General features: G+C 61.4%; 21 protein-coding genes. 13 read left to right on the plus strand and 8 right to left on the minus strand.

Annotation, left to right across the window (positions count from 1 at the left end):
* Nucleotides 1–3: 3 nt before the first annotated feature.
* From RIF72_RS08620 to kynA, 3 genes are read right to left on the minus strand one after another with little or no spacing between them, the layout of a single operon-like run.
* Nucleotides 4–855 carry a PaaX family transcriptional regulator C-terminal domain-containing protein gene (locus RIF72_RS08620; protein ID WP_309074409.1) on the minus strand — a complete coding sequence of 284 codons (852 nt, stop codon included), beginning with the start codon at nt 853–855 and terminating at the stop codon, nt 4–6.
* 7 nt (nt 856–862) lie between these two features.
* On the minus strand, nt 863–2,101 hold the full coding sequence (locus RIF72_RS08625; RefSeq protein ID WP_309074410.1) for an aminotransferase class V-fold PLP-dependent enzyme: 1,239 nt from the start codon (nt 2,099–2,101) through the stop codon (nt 863–865).
* 46 nt (nt 2,102–2,147) lie between these two features.
* Entirely contained in the window at nt 2,148–3,017 is an 870-nt protein-coding gene (kynA, locus tag RIF72_RS08630; RefSeq protein ID WP_309074411.1) for a tryptophan 2,3-dioxygenase, read from the minus strand.
* 110 nt (nt 3,018–3,127) lie between these two features.
* On the opposite strand from kynA, the gene RIF72_RS08635 reads away from it, so the two are divergent.
* From RIF72_RS08635 to RIF72_RS08655, 5 genes are all read left to right on the plus strand, one after another.
* The gene (locus RIF72_RS08635; RefSeq protein ID WP_309074412.1) at nt 3,128–3,646 is read left to right on the plus strand and encodes an HAD domain-containing protein; all 519 of its coding nucleotides are present in this window, start codon (nt 3,128–3,130) and stop codon (nt 3,644–3,646) included.
* A gap of 181 nt (nt 3,647–3,827) precedes the next feature.
* Complete coding sequence (locus RIF72_RS08640; protein ID WP_309074413.1) at nt 3,828–5,033, plus strand: anion permease; 1,206 nt, start codon at nt 3,828–3,830, stop codon at nt 5,031–5,033.
* Nucleotides 5,030–5,251 (plus strand): hypothetical protein, encoded by a 222-nt coding sequence (locus RIF72_RS08645; RefSeq protein WP_309074414.1) that lies wholly within the window; start codon nt 5,030–5,032, stop codon nt 5,249–5,251. Before RIF72_RS08640 ends, RIF72_RS08645 begins: the two co-directional genes overlap by 4 nt.
* Nucleotides 5,252–5,345: 94 nt before the next feature.
* A complete protein-coding gene (locus RIF72_RS08650) occupies nt 5,346–6,452 on the plus strand; it encodes a hypothetical protein (RefSeq protein ID WP_309074415.1) in 1,107 nt (368 codons plus the stop codon).
* 27 nt (nt 6,453–6,479) lie between these two features.
* Nucleotides 6,480–7,019: a dihydrofolate reductase family protein gene (locus RIF72_RS08655; protein WP_309074416.1), complete on the plus strand. Its 540-nt coding sequence runs from the start codon at nt 6,480–6,482 to the stop codon at nt 7,017–7,019.
* A 27-nt stretch (nt 7,020–7,046) separates the two neighbouring features.
* On the opposite strand, the gene RIF72_RS08660 is transcribed toward RIF72_RS08655, so the two are convergent.
* Complete coding sequence (locus RIF72_RS08660) at nt 7,047–7,511, minus strand: hotdog fold thioesterase (protein WP_309074417.1); 465 nt, start codon at nt 7,509–7,511, stop codon at nt 7,047–7,049.
* 160 nt (nt 7,512–7,671) lie between these two features.
* Here RIF72_RS08660 and polA point away from each other — a divergent pair, with 160 nt between their 5' ends.
* The 4 genes from polA (at nt 7,672) to rpsA (ending at nt 14,372) form a co-directional block, all read left to right on the plus strand.
* Nucleotides 7,672–10,314, plus strand: coding sequence for a DNA polymerase I (polA, locus tag RIF72_RS08665; RefSeq protein ID WP_309074513.1), 2,643 nt, complete (start codon nt 7,672–7,674; stop codon nt 10,312–10,314).
* Nucleotides 10,315–10,398: 84 nt separating this feature from the next.
* Nucleotides 10,399–11,712 carry a GNAT family N-acetyltransferase gene (locus tag RIF72_RS08670; RefSeq protein ID WP_309074418.1) on the plus strand — a complete coding sequence of 438 codons (1,314 nt, stop codon included), beginning with the start codon at nt 10,399–10,401 and terminating at the stop codon, nt 11,710–11,712.
* 374 nt (nt 11,713–12,086) lie between these two features.
* On the plus strand, nt 12,087–12,713 hold the full coding sequence (locus RIF72_RS08675; RefSeq protein WP_309074419.1) for a polysaccharide deacetylase family protein: 627 nt from the start codon (nt 12,087–12,089) through the stop codon (nt 12,711–12,713).
* 183 nt (nt 12,714–12,896) lie between these two features.
* On the plus strand, nt 12,897–14,372 hold the full coding sequence (gene rpsA / locus RIF72_RS08680) for a 30S ribosomal protein S1 (protein WP_011774756.1): 1,476 nt from the start codon (nt 12,897–12,899) through the stop codon (nt 14,370–14,372).
* A 95-nt stretch (nt 14,373–14,467) separates the two neighbouring features.
* On the opposite strand, the gene RIF72_RS08685 is transcribed toward rpsA, so the two are convergent.
* On the minus strand, nt 14,468–15,157 hold the full coding sequence (locus tag RIF72_RS08685; protein ID WP_309074420.1) for a YigZ family protein: 690 nt from the start codon (nt 15,155–15,157) through the stop codon (nt 14,468–14,470).
* Nucleotides 15,158–15,179: 22 nt separating this feature from the next.
* Here RIF72_RS08685 and coaE point away from each other — a divergent pair, with 22 nt between their 5' ends.
* The 4 genes from coaE (at nt 15,180) to RIF72_RS08705 (ending at nt 21,119) form a co-directional block, all read left to right on the plus strand.
* Nucleotides 15,180–16,418 (plus strand): dephospho-CoA kinase, encoded by a 1,239-nt coding sequence (coaE, locus tag RIF72_RS08690; protein ID WP_309074421.1) that lies wholly within the window; start codon nt 15,180–15,182, stop codon nt 16,416–16,418.
* Nucleotides 16,419–16,447: 29 nt separating this feature from the next.
* The gene (gene uvrB, locus RIF72_RS08695) at nt 16,448–18,547 is read left to right on the plus strand and encodes an excinuclease ABC subunit UvrB (RefSeq protein WP_309074422.1); all 2,100 of its coding nucleotides are present in this window, start codon (nt 16,448–16,450) and stop codon (nt 18,545–18,547) included.
* Between the two features lie 167 nt (nt 18,548–18,714).
* On the plus strand, nt 18,715–19,740 hold the full coding sequence (locus RIF72_RS08700) for a TerC family protein (RefSeq protein WP_309074423.1): 1,026 nt from the start codon (nt 18,715–18,717) through the stop codon (nt 19,738–19,740).
* 29 nt (nt 19,741–19,769) lie between these two features.
* Nucleotides 19,770–21,119 (plus strand): MFS transporter, encoded by a 1,350-nt coding sequence (locus RIF72_RS08705; RefSeq protein WP_309074424.1) that lies wholly within the window; start codon nt 19,770–19,772, stop codon nt 21,117–21,119.
* Here the strand turns inward: RIF72_RS08705 and RIF72_RS08710 are convergent.
* The 3 genes from RIF72_RS08710 to RIF72_RS08720 are packed head-to-tail and all read right to left on the minus strand — an operon-like array spanning nt 21,116 to nt 24,385.
* Nucleotides 21,116–22,459 (minus strand): alpha/beta fold hydrolase, encoded by a 1,344-nt coding sequence (locus tag RIF72_RS08710; RefSeq protein WP_309074425.1) that lies wholly within the window; start codon nt 22,457–22,459, stop codon nt 21,116–21,118. The genes RIF72_RS08705 and RIF72_RS08710 overlap by 4 nt on opposite strands.
* The gene (locus RIF72_RS08715) at nt 22,452–22,964 is read right to left on the minus strand and encodes a GNAT family N-acetyltransferase (protein ID WP_309074426.1); all 513 of its coding nucleotides are present in this window, start codon (nt 22,962–22,964) and stop codon (nt 22,452–22,454) included. The genes RIF72_RS08710 and RIF72_RS08715 overlap by 8 nt, the downstream gene beginning before the upstream one ends.
* A gap of 32 nt (nt 22,965–22,996) precedes the next feature.
* Entirely contained in the window at nt 22,997–24,385 is a 1,389-nt protein-coding gene (locus RIF72_RS08720) for a CoA transferase (RefSeq protein WP_309074427.1), read from the minus strand.
* Nucleotides 24,386–24,388: the final 3 nt, after the last annotated feature.

Genomic DNA, 24,388 nt, shown 5'->3' on the forward strand with positions numbered 1-24,388 from the left:
CCATCAGGAAACGGCAGCCCCGACAGTTTCCCGCAAGGTCTTGCGCACAAACACCGCGCTCGGTTCCGCATAGGCAGCAACGATCCGGCCGAATAGGGCAGTGCCCTCTGCTCCGGGCCACTCCACTGGCAGGAAGGCCGACGGCAAGCCGGGGTCAAGGTAGGGGATGATCCGCCACCGGTCGATGCACTGGACATAAGTTGCAAACGCCTCGGGGGAAGGCTCCACCGATAGACCGATGGGCAGGTCGCAGTTGCTGATGAAGTCCCTATGCAGCTCGGCTACTGCGTCCAGGTCCCACCATTTGGACGCAGCATCCTGAAGGCTGCCACCCACCAGTGGTGTAGCCGTGACGAAGATCGTGGCCATGGCCCGGAGATCAAGGTCCGCAAGAATTTCTTCCACCTCCACCCGAAGCGAATCAGGGCAAATCCACAGCCCGGCGGCCACCGTACCGCAGCCGATCCAGTGGAGCCTGCGCCGTAGCTGATGCCGCTTCTCGCGCTCCGTCTCGGGGATGGAGAAGGAGATCAGGCACCAAGGGTCCGACTCTGACATGTTCCGCGGGTTGTAGATCCTACGATCCCCGCGGGCAAGCATGGTTGCCGCGCCCTCGGTGAGGGTGAACCCGGGGACACCATCACGGGTCTCCTGCAACACCACATCCTTTTTCCGAAGTCGGCCCAGGGCCGTCCGGGTTACTGTTCCGGACGTACCCAGGGCTTCCATGAGGGTCACCATGTCCCTGGCTGACACCCACCCGCCGGCATCACGCAGGTACAGGCCGATGACTGTGCGCAGGAGCGACGTTGTACTCCCTGGACGGGAGTCCATGTCGTCGAGGACGGCACTCATTTCAGGCTCACAGAAGTTCCGAGAGGACGTCGCGGATGGCTGCGATTCCCAGCTCAACCTCGGCGTAGCTCGTGCTCAACGGTGACAGGCCAATGCGTAGGCCGTGAGGGGGACGGAAGTCGGGGATGACACCCTTTTCCCACAGCTTGGCGGTGACATCGGCGAAGAGTGGATGGTCCACCGTTATGTGCGAGCCACGTTCGGCGGAATTGCGGGGACTTACGATTTCCGCACCAAGCGGCACCAGGAGTTCCTCGGAAAGCGCGATCGCGTACTCGGTCAGTTTGATGGACTTTTCACGGACGGCATCCATTCCCACGGCGGCGATCAGTTCCACCATGTCCTTGAGGGGTTGCATGGCCAACACCGGAGGCGTTCCTGTAATGAATCTGCGCATGCCCTGCGCGGGCTTGTACGACTCCGTCATCCCGAACGGGTTGTCCGCACCCATCCACCCCCAGATGGGCTGCTGCAAACGATCCTGCTGTGACGCATTAACGTAGGCGAAGGCAGGTGAGCCTGGTCCGCCGTTGAGGTACTTGTAGGTGCATCCGACGGCGAGGTCAACACCCCATTCGTCCAGGTTCAGGGGCACGGAGCCAACGGAATGGCACAGGTCCCACAGCATCAGGGCGCCGGCTTGGTGGACCTTGGAGGTAATTCCCTTGGCATCGGCCAGGAATCCGGATCGGTAGGCCACATGGCTGAGGACGACCACTGCGGTCCGCTCGCCCAGCAGCCCGTCCAGGTCCTCTGCCCGCACACCACTGGCAGGGTTCGCGGCGATCCACTTGATGCTCGCACCGCGCTCCTTGGCAATGCCCTCGATGATGAACCGGTCCGTTGGGAAGTTGTCGCGGTCGATGATGATTTCGTCGCGGCCCGGCTGGGCGTCTACTGCGGCGCGGATCATCTTGTAAAGCATCACCGAGGTGGAGTCACCCACTGTGGCCTGCCCCGGAGCGGCCCCCAGGGCCACCTCGCCGATACGGTCGCCCACCACGGTAGGCTCGTCCATCCATTGCTCATCCCACCCGCGGATGAGGCGGCTGCCCCAGGCATTCTGAACGAAAGTAGCCAGATTCGCGGAGGTGACCTTCAGCGGGCGTCCGAGTGAGTTGCCGTCCAGATATGAGACGAGCTGATCGGCGTCGGGCGTGTAAAAAGCCTCGCGCTGGGCGGCGAGGGGATCAGCGGCGTCCAGCTCGGCCGACGTCGGTTTTTGGGTTTGCTGTGCTGTGGTCATGATTCCTCCTGCGGAAGTATTGGGCGGCAGTGGCCGGGATAGGTCGCTAGTTGCCGATTTCGGTGCGGACGGCGTAGAGCTCGGGGAAGAACGTGAGGTCCAAGGCTCGCTTAAGGAAGTCCACACCTGACGATCCGCCGGTACCTACCTTGAAGCCGATGGTGCGTTGGACCGTCCGAAGGTGGCGGAAGCGCCAAGCTTGGAAGTTGTCCTCGATATCCACCAGATCCTCGCAGGCTTCGTACAGACCCCATGGGGTATCGTCCGATTCGTAGATCTTCTGGAAGATGGGGACGAGGTCTTTCCGGAACGTCCACGGCTCGCTTGTGTCCCGGTCAAGGATGTCGGCCGGGATGTCGTAACCGGCACGCGCAAGGACCCTGAGGAAGGCGTCATAGAGCGTGGGCTCCTCAAGGAGCTTGCCGAGCAAGGCGTGAGCCTCGGGTTCACTTTCGAAGACGCGCAGCATTCCACGGTTCTTGTTGCCGAGCAGGAATTCAACGCCCCGGTATTGGTATGACTGGAAGCCGGACGAGCTACCCAGGAAACCGCGGAACTGGGCGTACTCACGGGGTGTGAGCGTTCCAAGCACAGACCATTGCTCGGTCATGGTGCGTTGGATTGCCTTGACCCGGGCTATGCATTTGAGTGCTTTGCCGAGGTTATCGGCGTCGAAAAGCCGCCGGGCTTCCAACAATTCGTGCAGGACCAGCTTCAGCCAGAGCTCGCTGGTCTGGTGCTGGATGATGAACAGCAACTCATCGTGGTGTTCGGGTTCACTCAAGGGGTGCTGGGAGCTGAGCAGGCGGTCGAGGTCCAGATATCCGCCGTAAGACATGGCATGCCGGAAATCCGTGCGGACAGTGTCCTCGATATCCCGGACGCTTTGGGCGGAATGGACTGTAGGCTTTTCCATTGTTCGAGATTATCACTTCCATGACGAACGTCAAGAGATTGATACTTGCTTGTATCGATGCTCTGGCTTTCCCGTAGGCTGATGCTCAAGTGTTGGAGAAGGGGGTGGTCATGCAATCCACGCAAGGAGCCATTGCTCCCGTGTCCGTTTATTTGGATGTCGACGGCGTGGTGAACCCCTTCAGCCCCAAGGGAACCACTGACTGGGGTGGCGAATGGACCATCGCAGATGCCGGAATCCTTAATGTCACTTATGCGCCGGAAGTTGTTGCCGAACTCAATGACTTGGCAGACCATCCTGATGCCCGTTTTGTCTGGCTTACTACTTGGGAGCGCCTGGCCCCTGAGTTTTTGTGCCCTGCCATCGGCTTAAAGGGTCATGATTGGCCAGTGCTGTCCAGCCAAGGCTGGGATCAAGGTGCCGAATGGTGGAAATTAACGGCCCTCCAAAAGGATCTCGCCACTGCCGGGAGCGAGCGGATCATCTGGCTTGACGACCAACTCAGCCAAGAGTCCGATGCCCGATCCTGGGCCGAATACCAGCATGATCGTGTGCTCTGCATCTCACCGGATCCCCGAACGGGTCTGTCACGTCGCGACCTCGCGGCTGTACGGGCGTATTTGGGCTGAACCGGAGCATCCGCACGTTTGTCCGCTCACCGGATGGCACGTAGGATTCTTAAGGTTTCAAGCCCGCCAGAGTGAATCCCACAAGCCGAGTCAGTTGAACAGTTGCTGAACTATGCTGTGGATGGCAGGTATGGGGAAGTGAAACTGCTGAACGTCGACGACTCTGCAGATTGGGCAACAGGTGGATATCACCTTCATGGTCGCGCTGGTAATAGCGCTGGCCCTATTCTTTGATTTCACCAACGGGTTTCACGACACTGCCAATGCGATGGCTACGCCTATCGCTACGGGGGCGATCAAGCCCAAGACGGCCGTCGCCCTGGCCGCCGTGCTCAACCTCGTAGGCGCGTTCCTCTCCACGGAAGTGGCCAAGACCATTTCCGGTGGACTGATCCGGGAGGGTTCGGAGGGCATCCACATCACCCCGGACATTATCTTTGCCGGTCTCATGGGCGCAGTTCTCTGGAACATGATCACCTGGCTCAAGGGCCTGCCGTCGAGTTCCTCGCACGCCCTGTTCGGCGGCCTCATCGGCGCAGCAGTTGTGGGCATCGGCCTCCATTCCATCAACTTCGAGACCGTGCTTCAGAAGGTGATCCTGCCCGCCATCTTCGCGCCACTCATCGCAGGCCTTGTGGCGTACATCTGTACCCGCCTCGCGTATGCGTTGACTTCGCGGCATGATCCCGAAACCGGTGACAAGCTCACGCAGAAACGTGGAGGTTTCCGCACCGGACAGATTTTCACTTCAAGCCTGGTGGCCCTCGCGCACGGCACCAATGACGCGCAGAAGACCATGGGCATCATTACCTTGGTCCTGATCGCAGGAGGCACACAGGCTCCGGGCAGCGGCCCGCAGTTCTGGGTCATCGCCGCCTGCGCCTTCGCCATCGCGATCGGTACCTACGCTGGTGGCTGGCGCATCATCCGCACCATGGGCTCGGGCCTCACTGAAGTAAAGCCGGCTCAGGGTTTCTCTGCTGAAACCAGCACCGCCACGGCTATCCTGGCCTCATCCCACTTGGGCTTTGCCCTCTCCACTACGCAGGTTGCCTCGGGCTCGGTCATCGGCTCAGGCCTCGGCCGCAAGGGCACATCTGTCCGCTGGGGCACCGCTGGAAAGATCGCCCTTGGATGGTTGTTCACCCTTCCGGCCTCGGCCATCGTCGGTGCCCTGACGGCCCTCCTGGTGAGTATCGGCGTCGTCGGCGTGGTCATTGCCGCAGTGGTGGGAACGGCCGCCGTCCTCTTCATGTTCGTCGTATCCCGTAGGTCGCACGTCGGCCACCACAACGCCGTCGAGGTTGAAGAAGCCGGCCACGCGGTGCGGTTCCGTAAGAAGAAGAAGTCCCGAAAGAACGCCCCCAGCGAGGATGTGCAGCGATGAAATGGTTGGAATTGCTGCAGGTCGGTGGAGTCACCCTCGTGGCCGCAGTCACTTTGGTGGTGCTTTATTCATTGGGCGTACGCCTCACAGCCATCGCCGGTGATGCCCGGCAGAAGTCGCCTGCTTTGGTGCGTTCCCTTGCCTATGTCTGCTTTGGTTTCTGCGCACTGGCCGTCCTGTTCGGCATCTACTTGATCGTGCCCTACTTCGCAAAGTAGCTGCCTTTCTAGCAGTCAGGTCAGTTCGGGAGAATAATCGGCAGTGTAGTTATGCACATAGCTGCGTTGTTGATCCGGCAGATGTGGGGCTGTGATGACGTGCCGACCCCGGGAGAACCTGATCGGACTGGCGTTGGTTCCAGTCCTGATGCTGGGACTTTCGGCATGCCTTCCTCCTGAAAATGACAGTCTCCCGCCTGGCTCGATCTCGGCCTCGCCACCGGAGACCGTCCCGCCACTAACCGGCACGCCACAAACCGGCACGCCACGAGCGACCCAGGCAGTGGAGACCCCGTCACGGGACGCCTCAGCAGAAATCACCCCGTCAGGGGACACTCCTGCGGAAGCCACGGCCGCAACACCCGAACCCACCGCGGTCGACCCCACCGCACCGGGCCCCGCCGACGGTTCCAGCACCACCAAGCAACCGCAGGAGACCCCAGGACCCCAGGTGCCTTCCCAAGATCCCACCGTGGTGAGTTGGGTCCCCACGGGGCCCATCGGGCCGAATGATCCAGCACCCGGCCAACGGTACCTGCTGCTCCAGCAATTCCAGTGCGATGCCTTGGCCCAAAGCGTGGCAGGCGCAGCGGATGCAGCCGTCTGGCTGGCCGGTGCCGCTGTCTGCCGGGCCCTTCAGACCGGAAGCCAGGATGACTGGCAGCGGGCGTCCGCCGCCGTCGCCACCACCCCACGTATCCCGCAACGGCAGTGCCTTGAGTTCAGGGTCGCTGCCACGTCAGCATCTGTGGTGGCGCAGTACCGCAGTAATCCCGGCGGTACCTTCAAAGCGGAGCTGTCGCCCGGAGAAGCGTGCCCCCGCCAATTGCGCGGGCTGACCGTGGTGGACGAGGACTTGCGGCCCCTCGCCGGGTTGACCCGCGCCTCCGGCCCCGGAACAGGAGGCACCATTGTCCGTTTGGACGGTTACTACGTGCGGGTAGGAGAAGTCCTGTTCGACGGTGTCCCCACAGTCCCGGATGTCGTGGCCGGGGGAGGGGATTACCAGACCTTGTACTTGCGGATGCCGCCGGCCGAGGGCAGGGACACCATCCGGATCTCCATCGCGGACACGGTGGATGTCGCTGGAACGGTGACCTTCTTCTATGACGATTCCGCGGCGTCCAACACCCCGAGTCCAACGGAAACCGCAGTGATACCACTTGGAACTGAGATGCCCTCCAAGCCTGGCCCTGACTAGTCCCCGGCCATGTCTTAGTCTGAGGCCATGTCGATTTTCCAGTACTACGTAGCATCAACCATTGACGGCTTCATCGCTTCGCCGGACGACGACCTTGGCTGGCTCCTGCAATTCGACCAGGTTGACGGCGTGAACGAGAGTATCGGGTCCTTCATGGCGGGCGTCGGCTGTATCGCCATGGGAGGTGAGACTTATCGTTGGCTCATGGAACACGAACCTGGCAAATGGCCGTATCCGGACACGCCCTGCTGGGTGTTCACCCATCACGAATACTCCGCTCCGGCCGGTTCGGATATCACCTTTGTCCGGGGTGATGTCCGGGAGTTCGCCCCGGACCTGCTCAAGGATGCCGGCGACAAGAACGTCTGGCTGGTGGGCGGAGGCGACCTCGTGGCCCAATTCGCCAATGCCGGCCTGCTTGACGAGATGATCGTCACCATCATTCCCGTGGTGCTGGGCGCTGGAAAACGGTTGTTGCCGCTCAACGGCCCGACGGCGCCACTTGAGTTGGTTTCGTCCAAGATCCTGGGTGGGGCCGCGGCCGAACTGCACTACCGATTGCCGTGACGCTTCAGGTTCAGTGACGATTCCAGCTCAGTGGCGGTTGTCCCGGATCATGTTGGTGATCCGGGCAGTTGAGAGCCTGCGCCCTTTGTCATCGGTGATGACGATCTCGTGAGTGGCCAAGGTCCCGCCCAGATGGATGGCAGTGCACGTGCCCGTCACCGTGCCGCTGGCAACGGAACGATGGTGGGTTGCACCCACCTCGATGCCTACCGCATGGCGGTCCTTGCCGGCATGGAGGGAGGCAGCGAAAGACCCCAAAGTCTCGGCCAGGACAACATGTGCGCCGCCGTGGAGGATGCCCGCCACCTGCGTGTTTCCTTCCACCGGCATGGTGGCTACTATTCGCTTGGCGCTCATCTCGGTGAACCGGATGCCCAGTTTCACCACCAGGGCGCCAACGCCATGGGCTGAGAGCCAATCGTGGAACTCCTCGGGAACACCCGCCTCATTGAGCTCGTCGACAAACCGGTTCGGCGTGAAATTGTCCATCATGCCAACTAGGCTGGCACCTGTGAGTGAAACAACCAAACCGGACCAGGTTCCAACGGCCCAAGCTGCTGCCATCGCTACAGCACCCACCCCCTCTGCCACAGCATCCACCAGCGCCTCGGGGGAGGGCCGGCCCAGGTTGCTGGTCCTGGACGGCCACTCCATGGCCTTCCGGGCCTTCTATGCCCTTCCTGCTGAGAACTTTTCCACCGCGAGAGGCCAGTACACCAATGCCGTGCATGGGTTTACGTCCATGCTGATCAATTTGATCAAAGACCAGAAGCCCACCCACGTCGCTGTAGCCTTCGATGTCTCCGACGACACGACGTTCCGCAAGGCGGAATACAGCGAATACAAGGGCGGCCGCAATGCCACCCCTGCGGAGTTTGCCGGCCAGATCGGCCTCATAGCCAAGGTCATGGAGGCCTGGGGCATCAGGACCATTGCCATGCCCGGATATGAAGCAGACGACGTCCTGGCCACGCTGGCGGCTCAAGGTGATGCCGCAGGCTTCGAGGTCCTCCTCGTGTCCGGGGACAGGGACTCGTTCCAGCTGATCAATGACAACGTCTTTGTGCTTTATCCCAAGCAGGGAGTCAGCAATATCCCCAAGCTGGACGCCACAGCAATCGAAGAGAAGTACTTCGTCAAGCCCAGCCTGTACTCGGACCTCGCCGCCTTGGTGGGCGAATCCGCGGACAACCTTCCCGGCGTTCCGGGCGTTGGGCCCAAAACGGCGGCCAAGTGGATTAACCTGTATGGCGGCTTGGAAGGCATCCTGGAAAACCTTGACGCGATCGGCGGCAAGGTTGGCGGTGCGCTTAAAGAGAACCTTGACAACGTCAAACGCAACCGCAGGCTCAACCAGTTGCTGACTGATCTCGAGTTGCCCATCACGTTGGAGGATTTGCACGAGCCGCGTCCGGATCGCCAGGCCATCGAGGAGCTGTTCGAGGAGCTGGAGTTCCGGACGCTCCGGACGCGTCTATTCGATCTCTATGGTGACGACACCGCCGGAGATGCCCCGGACACCATCGAAGCTCCCGAGTTTTCCGTTCTCACGGACGCTGCAGGACTTGAGTCGTTCTTCTCCGCGGGGTCCGGTGTGCGTTCATCACTAGCGGTGCAGTTGGTTCCTGGACGCATAGGTGACGATGCGAGTGCCCTGGCGGTTGTCAGGAACAACGGAGCTGCCTACATCGAACTGACAGGACTCGACGCCACCGCTGAGGCAGTCCTGGCCCGCTGGCTCCAGGACCCCGAGGAAGCCAAGGTCCTGCATGAGTTCAAGTCAGCGCTTAAAGCCCTGCACAACCGTGGACTCGGACTGGAGGGTGTGGTGGATGACACCTCCATCTCCGGTTACCTGATCCAGCCGGACCGCCGTAGCTACGACCTCGCCGAGCTCGCCCAGGTGCACTTGAAGATCTCACTTGCCACGGCTGCTGCCCAGTCCGGCCAACTGGAGCTTGACCTCTCGGGTGAAACAGACCAAGCCGCCGCAGCAGCCCTCGTCCAGCATGCCGCCGTCGTGCATGCCCTCAGCAAGCATTTCGAAAAGGAGCTTGCGGAGCGCAAGGCCGATGCCCTTCTGACCACGCTTGAGCTTCCCGTGGCGCGTGTGCTGGCCCAGATGGAACTCACCGGCATTTTTGTCTCCACGGACCGCATGGATGAGCAGCTGGCGGACCTCACCAAGGTGATCGAGAATGCCCAGGAGCAAGCTTTTGCGGCCATTGGGCACGAGGTCAACCTCGGTTCACCCAAGCAACTCCAAACGGTGCTCTTCGACGAACTTGGCCTTCCCAAAACCAAGAAGATCAAGTCCGGTTACACCACGGATGCCGCGTCCCTGAAGGGGCTGCTGGAGAAGACCGGCCACGAATTCCTGGTTCAGCTCATGGCACACCGGGAGTCCTCCAAGCTTGCCCAGATGGTGGAGACGCTCAAGAAGTCCGTGGCGGACGACGCACGCATCCACACCACGTACGCCCAGAACATCGCAGCCACTGGCCGCATCTCCTCCAATAACCCCAATTTGCAGAACATCCCGGTCCGCAGCGAGGAAGGGCGCCGTGTCCGCGGCATCTTCGTTGTCAGCGAAGGCTATGAGTGCCTGTTGTCTGCCGACTACTCGCAGATCGAAATGCGCATCATGGCTCACCTTTCGGGCGATGAAGCGCTGATCCAGGCTTATCGTGACGGCGAGGACCTGCACCGCTTCGTCGGATCGCGGATCTTCAATGTGGCGCCGGCCGAAGTCACCAGTGCCATGCGTTCCAAGGTGAAGGCGATGTCCTATGGGCTGGCGTACGGCCTGACGTCCTTCGGGCTGTCCAAGCAGTTGGAAATCTCCGTGGACGAGGCACGGACGCTCATGAAGGACTACTTCGACCGTTTCGGCGGGGTACGTGACTACTTGCGCGGAGTAGTGGATCAGGCCAGGACCGACGGTTACACCGCCACCATCGAGGGTCGCCGCCGCTACCTGCCGGACCTGACCAGCACAAACCGGCAGGCTCGTGAGGCAGCCGAACGCATTGCGCTGAATTCACCCATCCAGGGTTCAGCAGCGGACCTCATCAAGCGTGCCATGCTGGGAGTCTCTGCGGAGCTCGCCAGCCAGGGTCTTAAGTCGCGCATGCTGCTGCAGGTCCACGACGAACTTGTCCTGGAAGTGGCCCCGGGAGAGCGCGAAGCGGTGGAGAAGCTGGTCATCGACCAGATGGGTTCAGCCGCTGAGTTGTCCGTCCCCCTGGATGTCCAGATTGGCGTCGGTTCCAGCTGGTACGAAGCCGGACATTAGTCCGGACAAGGATTCCAAGGACCGCCTGAGGGCGCGCCGCCTCGATGGTGGCGCGCCCTCCGGTGTCTGGCTAGGCTCGAGGGCGTGGCCGATCCCAATGAAAAGATGTCCGGAAAGTACACCGTCCAACGTTTCCCAGCCGTAGCCGATCCCGATGACGCCGGCTATAGCCGCTGCACCACCTGGGTGCAGGCCGTCTCCCACGGATTCCATCAACAGCGGCGCGATGATGAATACCTGGCCAAAACCCTGGCGGCCTACCAAGCAGACAAGCGCGAACTGACAGGCGTCTATGTCAATGGCAACGTGCCTGTGCATTCGCTTGGCACCGACGTTCCGGTCGCAACGTACGCGACTATGCGCAAAGCCCTGAACATCGGCTTTGGCCGCCAACTTGAATCCAACCTCGTCACCGCCGTGACAGTACGCGGTACCCACCGGCGCAATGGAATTCTCCGCGGCATGATCACAGCGGACTTGGAGGCAGCCAAGGATGACGGCCTGGCCATGGCAGCCCTCACTGCGTCCGAGGCTTCCATTTATGGCCGCTTCGGCTTCGGTGTGGCCACCTTTGAGCGAAGCATCAAGGTTGATACCGGCCCACGCTTCAGCCTCAGGGGCCAGCCGCTGGGCACCGTTGAAGTTGCCGATCCCGCAGTGTTGCTGGACGTAGCCCCGCAGGTTTTTGAACGTGTCCAGCGGCTCTCACCGGGTTCCATCGACAGGCAGGAGTACTACCGGCTGCTCGCTTCCGGTTCCATCGGCCAAGATGGCAAGCCGGACACCTCCGTCCGCTGTGCCCTTCACTATGACCCGGCCGGATCGCTGGACGGCTATGTTTCCTACCGTTTCAAAGGCTGGGACCACAAGCCGTACACTATGGAGGTCGTAGACCTCGTTGCGGCAAGCAACGCCGCTTACCTCGACTTGTGGCGCTTCCTGGGCAGCATCGACCTCATTGACGAAGTGACTTGGGCTGAGGCGCCCGTGGACGACCCCCTGGCATGGGCCTTGGTAGATCCGAGGTGCATCGAGGCCTCTGATGTCCGCGACATGCTGTGGCTCAGAATCCTTGATACTCCTGCCGCCCTGCGCGCCCGCAGCTTCCCGGTTTCCGGCAGGCTGGTGCTGGAGGTATCGGATTCTTTGGGTCTGGCGGGTGGAACCTGGGTTCTGGAGTCCGACGGCGGTGCTGCCGCCGTCGTGAATGATGCGTCCGGCGAGGCGCCGGACCTTTCCCTGGACGTTACCGACCTCGCATCCATCTACCTTGGGGTCGTGTCGCCGGTAACCTTGACCGCTGCAGGCCGTATCAGCGAGAAAACAGTGGGAGCTGCCTTCCTGGCGCAGCAGTTGTTTGCCGTCGAACGACCCGCTCACTGCCTGACGCACTTCTAGCAACCGCTTTTCTACAACCACATAGCCACAACCAGATAGGGACATCCATGGGGGATTCCAAGCGGCGGCCATTGGCCGGCCGGAGATCAGTGCTGCTTGGAATGGCGGGCCTTGCGTCCGCCGCCCTGTCGGCATGTGCGGACGGGGATGGGGCGACCCACCCCTCCACGCCCGGAACAAACCCGCCCGCCCCAAAAACGCCGCCTACGGGTCCGGCCAAACCGCCGCCTTCCATAGCCACCAGGTCCAGCGAGCAGGCCGCAGCTGCCCTTGCGCCGGCCGTTCCGCCCAGGTCGACGCCTGACAAGCAACAGATCGTGGAGGAGTTCGCTGGAAGGCACCCCCAAGAATGGGGACTGCATGTGACGGGGGTCGTGAACGATTCACGGTCGCATCACGTGGCACTGACGTTCGACGCCTGCGGTGGCCCCGGAGGGACAGGGTGCGACGACACACTGCTAAATACTCTTCGTCGGCTCAACGTCCCTGCAACCCTGTTCGTCAACAGCCGATGGATTCACGCCAACCCCTCGCTTTCGACTGAACTGGCGCTCGACCCGCTTTTCGAGCTCGCCAATCACGGCACCGCCCACCTCCCGCTCTCTGTGAACGGCAGGGCTGCGTATGGCATCCAGGGAACCGCCACCGTCGGGGCTGCTTACGACGAACTCATGGGAAACCAAGCGATCCTGCAGGAGATCAGTGGCCAGGTCCCACAGTTTTTCCGTCCGGGTACTGCGTTCTACGACGACGTCGCAGTGGAAATGACGCGAAGGCTCGGTATGCTGCCGGTCAACTTCACGGTCAACGGCGACGGCGGCGCGACGTTTTCTGCAGCCACCGTTGCCGCCGAAGTGGGGCGGGTAGTGCCCGGAGACATCGTCATTTCACACTTCAACAGACCGGCCGCAGGCACTGCAAAAGGCTATGCGCGCGCCCTGCCGCAGCTTCTGGACCACGGAGTCACGTTTGCGCGACTGGGAGACGTCCTCTCGCCGTGACACTCCTTTTGACCCTGCTTTGCCAATGCGACTAGAATAAACGGGCGTGTACTACGTGCATGCATCCATTTGTACTAATCCACAAATCAGGATGACCCGGTATTTTGCCGTGTTCTGCCGTCCGGACCCGGGCGGCAGCGGTTTGCCTGACCGACTATCTATCCACAACGGAGCCCCTACTACATGACCATCACCTCCACCGAGAAGCCCGGTACCCCCGTAGTCGCCATTAACGACATCGGTACCGCTGAGGACTTCCTCGCAGCTGTCGACGCCACCATCAAGTACTTCAACGACGGAGACCTCGTCGAAGGTACCGTCGTCAAGGTCGACCGCGACGAAGTTCTGCTCGACATCGGTTACAAGACCGAAGGTGTCATCCCTTCCCGCGAGCTTTCCATCAAGCACGATGTTGATCCCGGTGACGTCGTCGCCGTTGGCGATCAGGTCGAAGCTTTGGTTCTCACCAAGGAAGACAAAGAAGGCCGTCTGATCCTCTCCAAGAAGCGTGCTCAGTACGAGCGTGCCTGGGGCGACATCGAGAAGGTCAAGGAAGAAGACGGTGTCGTTACCGGTACCGTCATCGAGGTTGTCAAGGGTGGCCTCATCCTGGACATCGGCCTGCGCGGCTTCCTGCCCGCATCGCTCGTGGAGATGCGTCGTGTCCGCGACCTCGCTCCGTACATCGGTCAGCAGATCGAAGCCAAGATCATCGAGCTGGACAAGAACCGCAACAACGTTGTGCTTTCCCGCCGTGCATGGCTCGAGCAGACCCAGTCCGAGGTTCGCTCCACGTTCCTCAACAAGCTGGAAAAGGGCCAGGTTCGTCCGGGCGTTGTTTCCTCCATCGTCAACTTCGGTGCATTCGTGGACCTGGGCGGCGTAGACGGCCTCGTTCACGTTTCCGAGCTGTCCTGGAAGCACATCGACCACCCGTCCGAGGTTGTCGAGGTTGGCCAGGAAGTCACCGTCGAGGTCCTCGAAGTGGATCTGGACCGCGAGCGTGTTTCCCTGTCGCTCAAGGCTACGCAGGAAGATCCGTGGCAGACCTTCGCCCGCACCCACGCCCTCGGCCAGGTTGTTCCGGGTAAGGTCACCAAGCTGGTTCCGTTCGGTGCGTTCGTTCGCGTCGAAGACGGCATCGAAGGCCTCGTGCACATCTCCGAGCTGGCTGTCCGCCACGTGGAGCTTGCAGAGCAGGTTGTCTCCGTTGGCGACGAACTGTTCGTCAAGGTCATCGACATCGACCTCGAGCGTCGCCGCATCTCCCTCTCCCTCAAGCAGGCTAACGAGGGCGTTGACGCTGACAGCACCGAGTTCGATCCCGCTCTGTACGGCATGGCCGCTGAGTACGACGAAGAGGGCAACTACAAGTACCCTGAGGGCTTCGACCCCGAGTCGAATGAATGGCTCGAAGGCTACGAGACCCAGCGCGCCGCTTGGGAGCAGCAGTACGCTGACGCCCAGACCCGCTGGGAAGCCCACAAGAAGCAGGTTGCCCAGCACGCTGCCGACGACGCTGCTGCTGCAACGTCCGGTGAGAGCGACTCCGGCACCACCAGCTACTCCTCGGAGCCGGCTGCTGCCGAGTCCAACGCTGGTACCCTGGCGTCGGACGAAGCACTCGCCGCACTGCGTGAGAAGCTGACCGGCAACTAATTCCGCCTCCCTCACGGGATGTGCTGAATGGCCAAGAAAGGACCCCTGCCTCCGGACAGGGGTCCTTTTGCCTTAAGCCACAAATCCAGCCGTGTTCAGCAGGCGACGTCAACCCATTCGGTTCCCAGTGGCCTTAGCTCCAGATTCCCGGCCGTCAGCGAAGCCAGCCGTGCATGGGCTCCCGCTATGGCCACTTCAACATCAGGCAATGCCACCCGAAGTATGGTGTGCCGTGGTTCATAGCCTGTCTCCGCCATGACATACCCGGCATTGCGAAGTTCGTTCTCCAAGCGCCCGGCCTCGGCATGAGGGACGTCAATAGCGCACAGTCGCAGCCGACGTCGCTGAACCAACGGCGCCAACTCCAAGGCAGCAGAGACCGATTCGGAGTACGCGCGGACCAGCCCGCCGGCGCCCAGGAGGATTCCCCCGAAATAGCGCACGACGACGGCACTTACGTCGCTGAGATCCGTCACCCCCGGCGCGGTCTCGCGTTTGATCAGGGCCTCCAGCATGGGAACGCCCGCTGTGCCGGAGGGCTCGCCGTCGTCGTTGGATCGTTGAATCATCCGGTCAGGACCTATGACGAAGGCGGAGCAATGGTGACGGGCGTCGTGGAATTGACGCCGTAAGTCACTAACCAGTGAGCGGGCGGTTTCCTCGTCGGGCGAGCGTCGAAGAACGGTGATGAAACGGGACCGCCGGATCTCCAGTTCGCGGCAGAAATCCGAACCCAACGCGAGTGTCGTGTACGTTGTCGCGCGGCTGTCATCGTCATTTTCCACCGCTCCAGTCTAGTGTTGGAGGGTGCTGAAGATCGGACTAACGGGCGGCATTGCCTCGGGGAAATCACTGGTGGCCTCCAGGTTGCAGGAATTGGGGGCGATCCTTGTGGACGCGGACCTCCTTGCGCGGGAGGTGGTGGAGCCTGGAACTCCGGGGCTGGCTGGCGTCGTGGAAGCATTCGGCCTTGGAATCCTTGACGAAAAGGGAAGGCTCGACCGGCCTAAACTTGGCGCCGTGGTGTTTCGGGACCCTGCCCAACGCGAAGTGCTCAACGGCATCATCCATCCGCTGGTCCGCGAGGCTGCTGCGGCGATTGTGTCAGGCGCCGGCCCTGGTGACATCGTGGTCCAGGACATTCCGCTCCTTGTCGAAACCGGGCAGGGCAGCAACTTCCACTTGGTACTGGTGGTGGATGCTCCCGATGAAGTGCGCATTCAACGCATGGTGGACTTCCGCGGGATGTCCAAAGATGACGCACTAGCCCGCATGGCGTCGCAGGCCACGCGTGCGGAACGCAATGCCGCTGCCGACGTTGTGCTGGTCAACGCCGGAAGCCGGCAAGAGTTGCTCGCCGCTGTGGACGCTTTGTGGGAGGCTCGCCTGGTGCCCTTCGCGGAGAATCTCAGTCGGGGCATCAGGGCTTCCCGTAAAGATGGCCCCGTCATGAGCGGCTCTAAGGAGGAGTGGAAGATCCAGGCCGAGCGGCTCGTCGAGCGCATCCTCAGGTCCGCCCCTCACGACATCCTTGCGGTGGACCATATCGGCTCCACGGCGGTACCAGGACTGGTGGCAAAGGACGTGATTGACCTCCAACTCGCCGTGGCCGATCTTAAGACTGCGGACCGGATTGCGCCTCTCCTCGCTGCTGCCGGATTCCCCGCCGTGCCGCGGGCCAATCAGGACACCCCAAAACCCTCTCACCCCGATCCTGCGCAGTGGCAGAAGAGATTCCATGCCAACGCTGATCCGGGTCGGCCCGTGAACCTGCACGTAAGGGCGGCCGGCTCGCCCGGATGGCGCTATGCGCTGCTTTTCCGCGACTGGTTGCGGGCAGAACCGTCAGCCGTGGCACTGTATCGGGCGCACAAACAGGAGTTGGCGGCCGCGCACGCGGGGGATCACGCTACAGGGGATTACGCTGACGCAAAGGAGCCGTGGTTCACAGAGGTTGCCTGGCCGCTCATGAATGCCTGGGCCGAACGCACAGGCTGGAGGCCGCCGTCGTATATGTCTTCAGCTGAAGGCAAACGCGGACAGTAGCTGTCCTAGGGCGGGGGTAGATTGGTTTTATGAGCCTTGCCCAGGAAATCAACCGTGTCGTCGCGCCTTTCGAAGTGATCAGTGAGTTTAAGCCAGCCGGTGATCAGCCGACTGCCATCGCAGAACTGACCGAACGCATCAACAACGGCGAAAAGGATGTTGTCCTCCTCGGCGCCACTGGTACGGGTAAGAGTGCCACCACGGCATGGCTCATCGAACAGGTCCAGCGACCCACCCTGGTGATGGTCCAGAACAAGACCCTCGCCGCCCAGCTGGCCAATGAATTCCGGGAGTTGCTGCCCAACAATGCGGTGGAATACTTCGTCTCCTACTACGACTACTACCAGCCCGAGGCATATGTAGCGCAGACGGACACCTTCATCGAGAAGGACTCCTCCATCAACGAGGAAGTGGAAAGGCTTCGGCACTCGGCCACCAACGCCCTGCTGACCCGCCGCGATGTCATTGTGGTGGCTACGGTGTCGTGCATCTACGGCTTGGGTACGCCTGAAGAGTACATCGCCGGCATGGTCACGCTCCGCAAGGGCGCAGAAATGAACCGCGACCATCTCCTCCGGAAGTTCGTCTCCATGCAGTATGCACGCAATGACATGGACTTTCATCGAGGCACCTTCCGGGTCCGCGGCGATACCGTGGAGATCATTCCCATGTACGAGGAACTCGCCATTCGGATCGAATTCTTCGGTGATGAAATCGAGAACATCCAGACACTCCACCCCCTCACCGGAGAGGTACTCCGGGACGAGGAAGAGATGTATGTGTTCCCGGCCTCGCACTATGTGGCCGGCCCTGAACGCATGGCCCGTGCCATCAAGCGGATCGAAGACGAACTCGCTGATCGCTTAAAGGTCCTCGAAGACCAGAACAAGCTTGTGGAAGCCCAGAGACTCCGGATGCGCACAACGTACGACCTCGAAATGATGCAGCAGATGGGATTCTGCAACGGCATTGAGAACTACTCCGTGCACATCGATGGCCGAGAGCCCGGAACGGCACCCCACTGCCTGATCGACTACTTCCCGGACGACTTCCTGCTGGTGGTTGATGAATCCCATGTCACCATTCCGCAGATCGGTGCCATGTATGAGGGTGACATGTCCCGTAAGCGCAATCTCGTGGACTTCGGCTTCCGCCTGCCTTCCGCCATGGACAACCGGCCACTGAAATGGGATGAGTTCCTGGAACGCATCGGCCAGACCGTGTACCTGTCCGCCACCCCAGGTAAATACGAGCTCGGCAAAGCCGATGGCTACGTGCAGCAGATCATTCGCCCCACCGGCCTAATCGACCCGGAGGTTGTGGTCAAGCCCACCAAGGGCCAGATCGATGACCTGCTCGGTGAAATCAGAACCCGCACGGAAAAAAATGAACGCGTCCTGGTCACCACGTTGACCAAACGCATGGCGGAAGACCTCACAGACTATCTGGTGGGTCATGGCGTCAAGGTGGAGTATCTCCACTCCGACGTCGACACCCTACGGCGTGTGGAACTGCTCCGCGAACTCCGAATGGGCGTCTTCGACGTCCTGGTAGGCATCAACCTGCTCCGCGAAGGTTTGGACCTGCCCGAGGTTTCCCTCGTCAGCATTCTGGACGCCGACAAGGAGGGATTCCTGCGTTCCTCAACCTCGTTGATCCAGACCATCGGCCGTGCCGCCCGTAACGTTTCGGGTCAGGTACATATGTACGCAGACAGGATCACCGACTCCATGGCACACGCCATCGAGGAGACCAACAGGCGCCGGGCCATCCAGGTGCAGTACAACACTGACCACGGGATAGATCCGCAGCCCTTGCGGAAGAAAATTGCCGACATCACCGATCAGCTGGCCAAGGAAGACGCAGACACACAGGAACTGCTTAACAACAACCGACTGGCCAAGGGAGGTAAGCGCAGCAAGTCAGCTGCAAAGGGTGCCGCCACGGTTCGACAGGATGGACTTGCCGCAGCTCCCGCTGAAGACCTTGTGGGCCTCATTGAGCAGCTAACCGAACAGATGCACGGGGCTGCTGCTGAACTTCAGTTTGAAGTAGCAGCACGGATCCGCGATGAGGTCAAGGAGTTGAAGCGCGAATTACGCCAGATGCAGTCCGCCGGGCACGCCTAATGTAAGGTTGAGGTCACGTAGGGGAGTATCCCAAGCGCTACGTCCGTCAGCACGCAAGGCACAGATGCCTCGCCGGATCTAGCGGGCCGCCAAACTTTGCATTCACAGCACCCTGGCAGGCCGGAGAGACTTACACCGCTTTCCCATACCCTGCGAAAGGCACCTTTATGCAGCTCCCCGTCTGGTTCGAGATCGGCTCCTTTGTCGTTCTTGGAATCATCCTGCTGATCGATCTCTTGTTGGTCGTCAAGCGTCCCCATGAACCTTCCATGAAGGAAGCCGGCCTGTGGGTCAGCTTCTACGTCGGACTGGCCCTGCTGTTTGCAGTCGCAATGTTTATCTTTGCGGGCCCCGAATACGGCGGCCAATTCGTCGCAGGCTGGGTTACTGAGTACAGCCTGAGTATCGACAACCTCTTTGTATTCATCATCATCATGGCCCGCTTCTCGGTGCCCCGTAAGTACCAGCAGGAAGTGCTGATGGTGGGTATCATCATCGCGCTGATACTTCGCGGTATTTTCATCGCCTTGGGCGCAGTGGTCATCGAGCAGTTCAGCTGGGTTTTCTACATCTTCGGCGCATTCCTCCTGTGGACTGCCTGGAAGCAGGCCAAGGATTCGGGCGAGGACGAAGAAGACACTGAAAACCCGCTTATTGCGCGGATCCGCAGGGTCCTCCCTATGTCCGAGAAGTTCGACGGCAACAAGATCCGCACCGTGGTGGACGGCAAGAAGGTTTTCACTCCCATGCTGATCGTCTTCATTACGATCGGCCTGACCGACCTCCTCTTCGCCGTGGACTCCATCCCCGCGATCTTCGGTCTGACCCAGAGTGCGTTCATCGTCTTCACTGCCAACATCTTCGCCTTGATGGGCTTGCGTCAGCTGTACTTCCTCCTCGGCGGACTCATGACACGCCTGGTGTACCTGAAGCACGCACTGTCCGTCATCCTGGCCTTCATTGGGGTCAAGCTTGTCCTCCACGCCATGCACGTGAACGAGCTTCCGTTTATCAACGGCGGACACCACATCGAGTGGGCTCCGGAGATCCCCACCTACGTGTCGTTGGCGGTCATTGTCGGCACCATCATCGTTGCTGTCGTGGCCAGCCTGCTGAGCCCGCAAGCACGGCAGGCGAAGCTGGATGCCCGACTCGAGGCAGATATCAAAAAGAGCATGAGCGAGGCAGAGTAGCTGACCTCCAAAGGTTGTAGTCTCGTGAAGTGACTACCACTTCAACTACGGCGCTGGACCCACAACGGGTTCAGCGCCGTACTGTTTTCCTCCTCAGTTCCGCTCAGCTGCTCAGCGGCGTTGGCAATGGGGCGACGCTTTCCATCGGGTCCCTGCTGGCCGTGGACTTGTCCGGTTCCGAAGCCTGGGCTGGCTCCATCACCACTGTCCTGACACTGGCTGCAGCAATCGCAGCCCTGCCGCTGGCAAGGTTGGCTGAGTCACGGGGCAGGCGCGTAGGACTTGTCACCGGCCTGGTAGCTGCGATGATGGGTGCCTTGCTCATCATCGCCGCAGTCATGGGCGAGTCATTCGTGCTGCTCTTGATGGGCGCAGCCTTCCTCGGCCTGGGAACCGCCGCGAACCTGCAGGCGCGCTTCGCCGCCGTCGACCTCGCCGAACCGGAGCACCGCGGACGATCATTGTCCACAGTGGTCTGGGCCATCACCATCGGGGCTGTGGCTGGGCCCAACCTGATTCAGCCGGGAGCCGCCGTAGGTGCGGCACTTGGCCTGCCGCCCATCGCAGGCCCCTTCGTGTTCTCCGCCGTCGGACTTTTCCTGGCAGCCGGGCTACTATTTGCGGGTCTGCGGCCCGATCCTCTGCTGCTGTCCCGCAGGCTGGCCCGTCAGGCTGACGTTAGTGGCGAGGCAGGCGCGCAGCCGACCCGGGGAACCATCCGATCCGGTCTTGTAGCCGTCCGATCATCACCGCAGGCGATACTGGCCTTGGCCGCCATCGTAGCTGCCCACGGCGTCATGGTGGCGGTGATGTCCATGACGCCACTGCATCTTCAACAGCTCGTAGGCGGATCCCATCAGGGACATCATGGAACCACCGACAGCACTGATGCACTGGTGGTCATTGGGCTCACGATTTCCCTGCACATCGCCGGGATGTTCGCCTTGTCGCCACTCTGGGGTTGGCTAACGGACAAGGCCGGCCGCTTTCAGACCATTGGCATGGGCCATGGACTCCTGCTGGTGGCGGTGTTTATCGCAGGATTCGGCCAGCAGGAGCCTGTGTTGGTGACCGCCGGGTTGATACTCCTGGGCCTGGGTTGGTCCGCGGCAACAATTGCTGGATCAACGCTGTTGGCCGAGAGTGTCGTACCTGAACAACGCGTCACGGTGCAGGGTGTCTCCGACACCTTGATGGGGGCCGCCGGGGCGCTCGGAGGTGCAACCTCCGGCCTGCTTCTTGCGTGGATCGGCTATCAAGGCCTCAACATCACTTCCAGCCTTCTCGCCGCAGCCGTGCTGGCCCTGACGGCCATCACGGCAACCCGGCAGAGGGCGGCCGCTTCAATAGGCGACCGCCCCGATGGCACATCTACCTAACGGTTGGCGCGCACCATACCGAAGAGCCTCCCAAAGACGCCCTCACCGTCTTCACCTAGGCCGTCGTGGTGGAAGTCCGAGGTGACCCAGGTTTGAAGACCGCGCACCGCGGCCGCGGTTTCCAGCGAAAGATCGTGATCCACGTAGATGTCGTCCTTGTACACGGCGGCGGCTACGGGGACCGTGTTGGACGCCAACCGGGTGGGGTCGTACAACGGTTTCCAGTCTTTCCGGGCGGCCAGCTCCTCAGCAACATCGCGTAAGGGAACCAACGCGGGATCCTGATCGAAGTACCACGGATACACCATTTCGCCGGTGAGCAGAGGCTCTTCGGCTTCTGGCTTGAACTCAGGGTAGTCCTCCAGAACGCGCCAGGCGGACCAGTTGGTTGCCTCTCCCTGACCGTAGATGGATTCGTGCAGGACGGCGTAGAGCGGATTGGCCGCCCGGCTCACTAGCCCCCTTACTTGTTCAAGGAATGATTCGGACAACCGCTCCCCGGAGGGTGTGGCGATGAACGCGTCCTCCAAGAGATAGTGAAGCGCATCAACCCGGGTGTTGCCGCCCAGGAAGGATCCCACCATTTGGAAACGCTCCGGCGTTAGCCGTTCGCCACTGGCGAGGAATTCAGGGCGCTGCTCCAGATGGCGGGCAATGCGCGTGACTTTTTCCCGGTCCTCCGGGTACCACGCGAAATACTCGGCGTTCCTGGCCGCAACCCGACGGAACGTTGCTTGATACACGCGGTCCGCTGAACCGTGGAGCGGTGCGAGACCGCCCGTGATGAGCACTTCGCGCAGCCCCTCCGGTGCGAAGGACAGGTACGTCAGCGCACAGAACCCACCGAAGCTCTGTCCCAGCACTGACCACGGTCCGGAGCCCAGAACACCCCGGATGTACTCGGCGTCGGCCACAATGGAATCGGCGCGGAAGTGGGTCAGGTATTCTGCCTGCGCCATGGCATCACCCCGGAGCTCCAATGACTGTCGTTCAATCGGCGTGGACAATCCCGTGCCGCGTTGGTCGAGCATCAGGATGCGGAAGTCTTTCGCTGCCGCTTTCATCCAACCGGACAGCGAGGTCACACGATTGCCCCGGCCGCCGGGCCCGCCCTGCAGGAAGAGCAGCCACGGTAGCTTGGCGGCTTCGTCCACCGAATGGTCAGTGGAGGAGTATTCCCGGGCGAAGACCGTGATCGTCTCGTCGGCGACCTCTGCCTGATAGTTCAAGGGAACAGTGAAATAGTGCTCTGCCGTCCGTAGTCCACGGAATTCGTGGCGGGCTTGGATGATGTGCCTGCCGGTGGCGGCCCGGTCGTCAGCTACGTAGGGTTCAGCCACGGGTCAGCGCCTCTTTCGCCTCACTGACGTTCGCTCCGAAGGCCTCGAGTGCCTCGCCCGTCAGCCTGAACGTGGACCATTCCTCCATGGGGAACGCACCAAGGTTCTTATAGAAGTTGATGGAGGGCTCGTTCCAGTTCAGTACGCTCCATTCCACCCGGGCGTAACCGCGTTCGACGGCGGTGGCGGCCAGATATTGCAGGAGCGCCTTTCCGTGGCCCTCGCCACGGGCATCCGGCACTACGTAGAGGTCCTCAAGGTAGATGCCGTGGACGCCTTCCCACGTGGAGTAGTTCAGGAACCAGAGCGCGAAGCCCTGAACCGTGCCTGCGCTGTTTTCGGCAATGGTGGCGTATACCCGAGGGTTCTGGCCAAAGAGTACTTCGGTGAGCATGGCCGGGGTGTTCTTAACGGCGTCCGGTTCCTTTTCGTAGACCGCGAGGTCGTGGATCATACGCAGGATGGCGGGAACGTCGTCAACAGTGGCGGGGCGGATTACACTCATGCATTCGAGCTTACTAGGGGCTTGCCGGCTTCCTACCGCCAAGCGAGCGGAGACGTTCCATAACGCACTGGAGGTTGCCGGTACGTGAGCGGTGCGCCCCCTACCAAAAGGGGCGGGCCCACGAACCTGACCCGGCCGTAGGGGCTGTCTGCTTCAAGGTGCTCAGGCTCATCGAATGGGCTCACGGGGCGGCCCTTGTGGAACGAAGGCAGGGCGAAGAGTTCCTCGGCTGTCCGTGCCAAGGAGAGTTTCGCTGTTCCACCGGTTCCGGTCCTTAGACGCTCGGCCAGTAATGCCAGTACTGCCGCCGCGAGTCCGTATCCTGTGGCGTGGTCCAGGGCCTGAACCGGGAGCGCACCAGGTTTCCACCCGTCGTCGTGCTGCTGTCCATATCGCTCAGCGACTCCGCAGGCTGCCTGGACGAGGCTGTCAAAGCCCCGCCTTCCCTTCCACGGTCCGATGCTGCCCCATGCGGTCAGCGCGACAACCACCAGCTCAGGCCTGGCAGCCAGCAGTGCGTCCATGCTCAAACCGAATTTGCCCAAGCTCCCGTCCCGGTATCCGGTGACCACCACATCTGCTGAGGCGACAAGAGCGTGCACAGCTGCCAAATCTTCGTTCTTCCTGAAATCAGCTTCGGCGCTGCGTTTGTCGAACCCTGTGTCGATAAATGCATCGATCAGCTCCGGAAGGACAGGCGGGTCGATGCGCAGGACGTCCGCGCCCAGTGCACCCAGTAGGCGCGTGGCAGTGGGGCCGGCGATGACGCGTGTCAGGTCGAGCACTTTCAACCCATCCAACGGTTGGAACGGGTTCGCTGCAGGCACCCATGGCGTGGAATCCGAACCCACGGACTGGACATCGGAACAGGAGAGGCTGATCCAAGAACCGGAGCTTGCCGCGGACAGCATGGCTGAGGAAACCCATTCTTCACGGCTCCGGACAGCGGCAGCCGCACCCTCGTGAGCCGCTATCACAGACTCGGCATCCAAGGACGTCATCGACAACAAGGCGCGGTCCACGTCCTTCGGCACTGTGGCCGAGAGCGCCTTCATCAACCGTGCCGCGTGATGAGGGTAGTTGGCGTGCAGGCGGATCCAGCCGTCGGCAGTGCGCCGGAACCCCGACGTCGGTGCGAAGCCTTGGGGCTTCCGGCCGTCAACACGAAGGTAACCCAGTGAATCGAACGATGCTGCAGTCAGTCCTGAATCAACCGAGTATTTCCCTGGATGACCAGTCAGCGCGTTCAGCGCTGTAGCGGCGGCTTGCACAGAACCGAGCGCCAAACCCTCGACATCCAGGCCGCCACCCCACCATCGACGCGAACCCGTCCAGACCGCCCGTTGTTCCCCGCGTAAGGCTTCAACCTCCCGCAAGCCTGCGGTCAGATCCGGGACGGATTCCATACCGCCGCGGCTCATCGC

The organism is Paenarthrobacter sp. (assembly GCF_031180005.1).
In the GTDB taxonomy this organism is placed as follows: Bacteria; Actinomycetota; Actinomycetes; order Actinomycetales; family Micrococcaceae; genus Arthrobacter.

What these genes read in the sequence shown, in the direction of transcription:
- kynA (WP_309074411.1), bottom strand. Translation starts at nt 3,017, where the DNA reads ATGGAAAAGCCTACAGTCCATTCCGCCCAAAGCGTCCGGGATATCGAG.
- RIF72_RS08655 (WP_309074416.1), top strand. Translation starts at nt 6,480, where the DNA reads ATGTCGATTTTCCAGTACTACGTAGCATCAACCATTGACGGCTTCATC.
- RIF72_RS08620 (WP_309074409.1), bottom strand. Translation starts at nt 855, where the DNA reads ATGAGTGCCGTCCTCGACGACATGGACTCCCGTCCAGGGAGTACAACG.
- RIF72_RS08625 (WP_309074410.1), bottom strand. Translation starts at nt 2,101, where the DNA reads ATGACCACAGCACAGCAAACCCAAAAACCGACGTCGGCCGAGCTGGAC.
- RIF72_RS08720 (WP_309074427.1), bottom strand. Translation starts at nt 24,385, where the DNA reads ATGAGCCGCGGCGGTATGGAATCCGTCCCGGATCTGACCGCAGGCTTG.
- polA (WP_309074513.1), top strand. Translation starts at nt 7,672, where the DNA reads ATGGCCTTCCGGGCCTTCTATGCCCTTCCTGCTGAGAACTTTTCCACC.
- RIF72_RS08635 (WP_309074412.1), top strand. Translation starts at nt 3,128, where the DNA reads ATGCAATCCACGCAAGGAGCCATTGCTCCCGTGTCCGTTTATTTGGAT.
- RIF72_RS08700 (WP_309074423.1), top strand. Translation starts at nt 18,715, where the DNA reads ATGCAGCTCCCCGTCTGGTTCGAGATCGGCTCCTTTGTCGTTCTTGGA.
- RIF72_RS08715 (WP_309074426.1), bottom strand. Translation starts at nt 22,964, where the DNA reads ATGAGTGTAATCCGCCCCGCCACTGTTGACGACGTTCCCGCCATCCTG.
- RIF72_RS08650 (WP_309074415.1), top strand. Translation starts at nt 5,346, where the DNA reads ATGACGTGCCGACCCCGGGAGAACCTGATCGGACTGGCGTTGGTTCCA.
- rpsA (WP_011774756.1), top strand. Translation starts at nt 12,897, where the DNA reads ATGACCATCACCTCCACCGAGAAGCCCGGTACCCCCGTAGTCGCCATT.
- RIF72_RS08660 (WP_309074417.1), bottom strand. Translation starts at nt 7,511, where the DNA reads ATGATGGACAATTTCACGCCGAACCGGTTTGTCGACGAGCTCAATGAG.
- uvrB (WP_309074422.1), top strand. Translation starts at nt 16,448, where the DNA reads ATGAGCCTTGCCCAGGAAATCAACCGTGTCGTCGCGCCTTTCGAAGTG.
- RIF72_RS08645 (WP_309074414.1), top strand. Translation starts at nt 5,030, where the DNA reads ATGAAATGGTTGGAATTGCTGCAGGTCGGTGGAGTCACCCTCGTGGCC.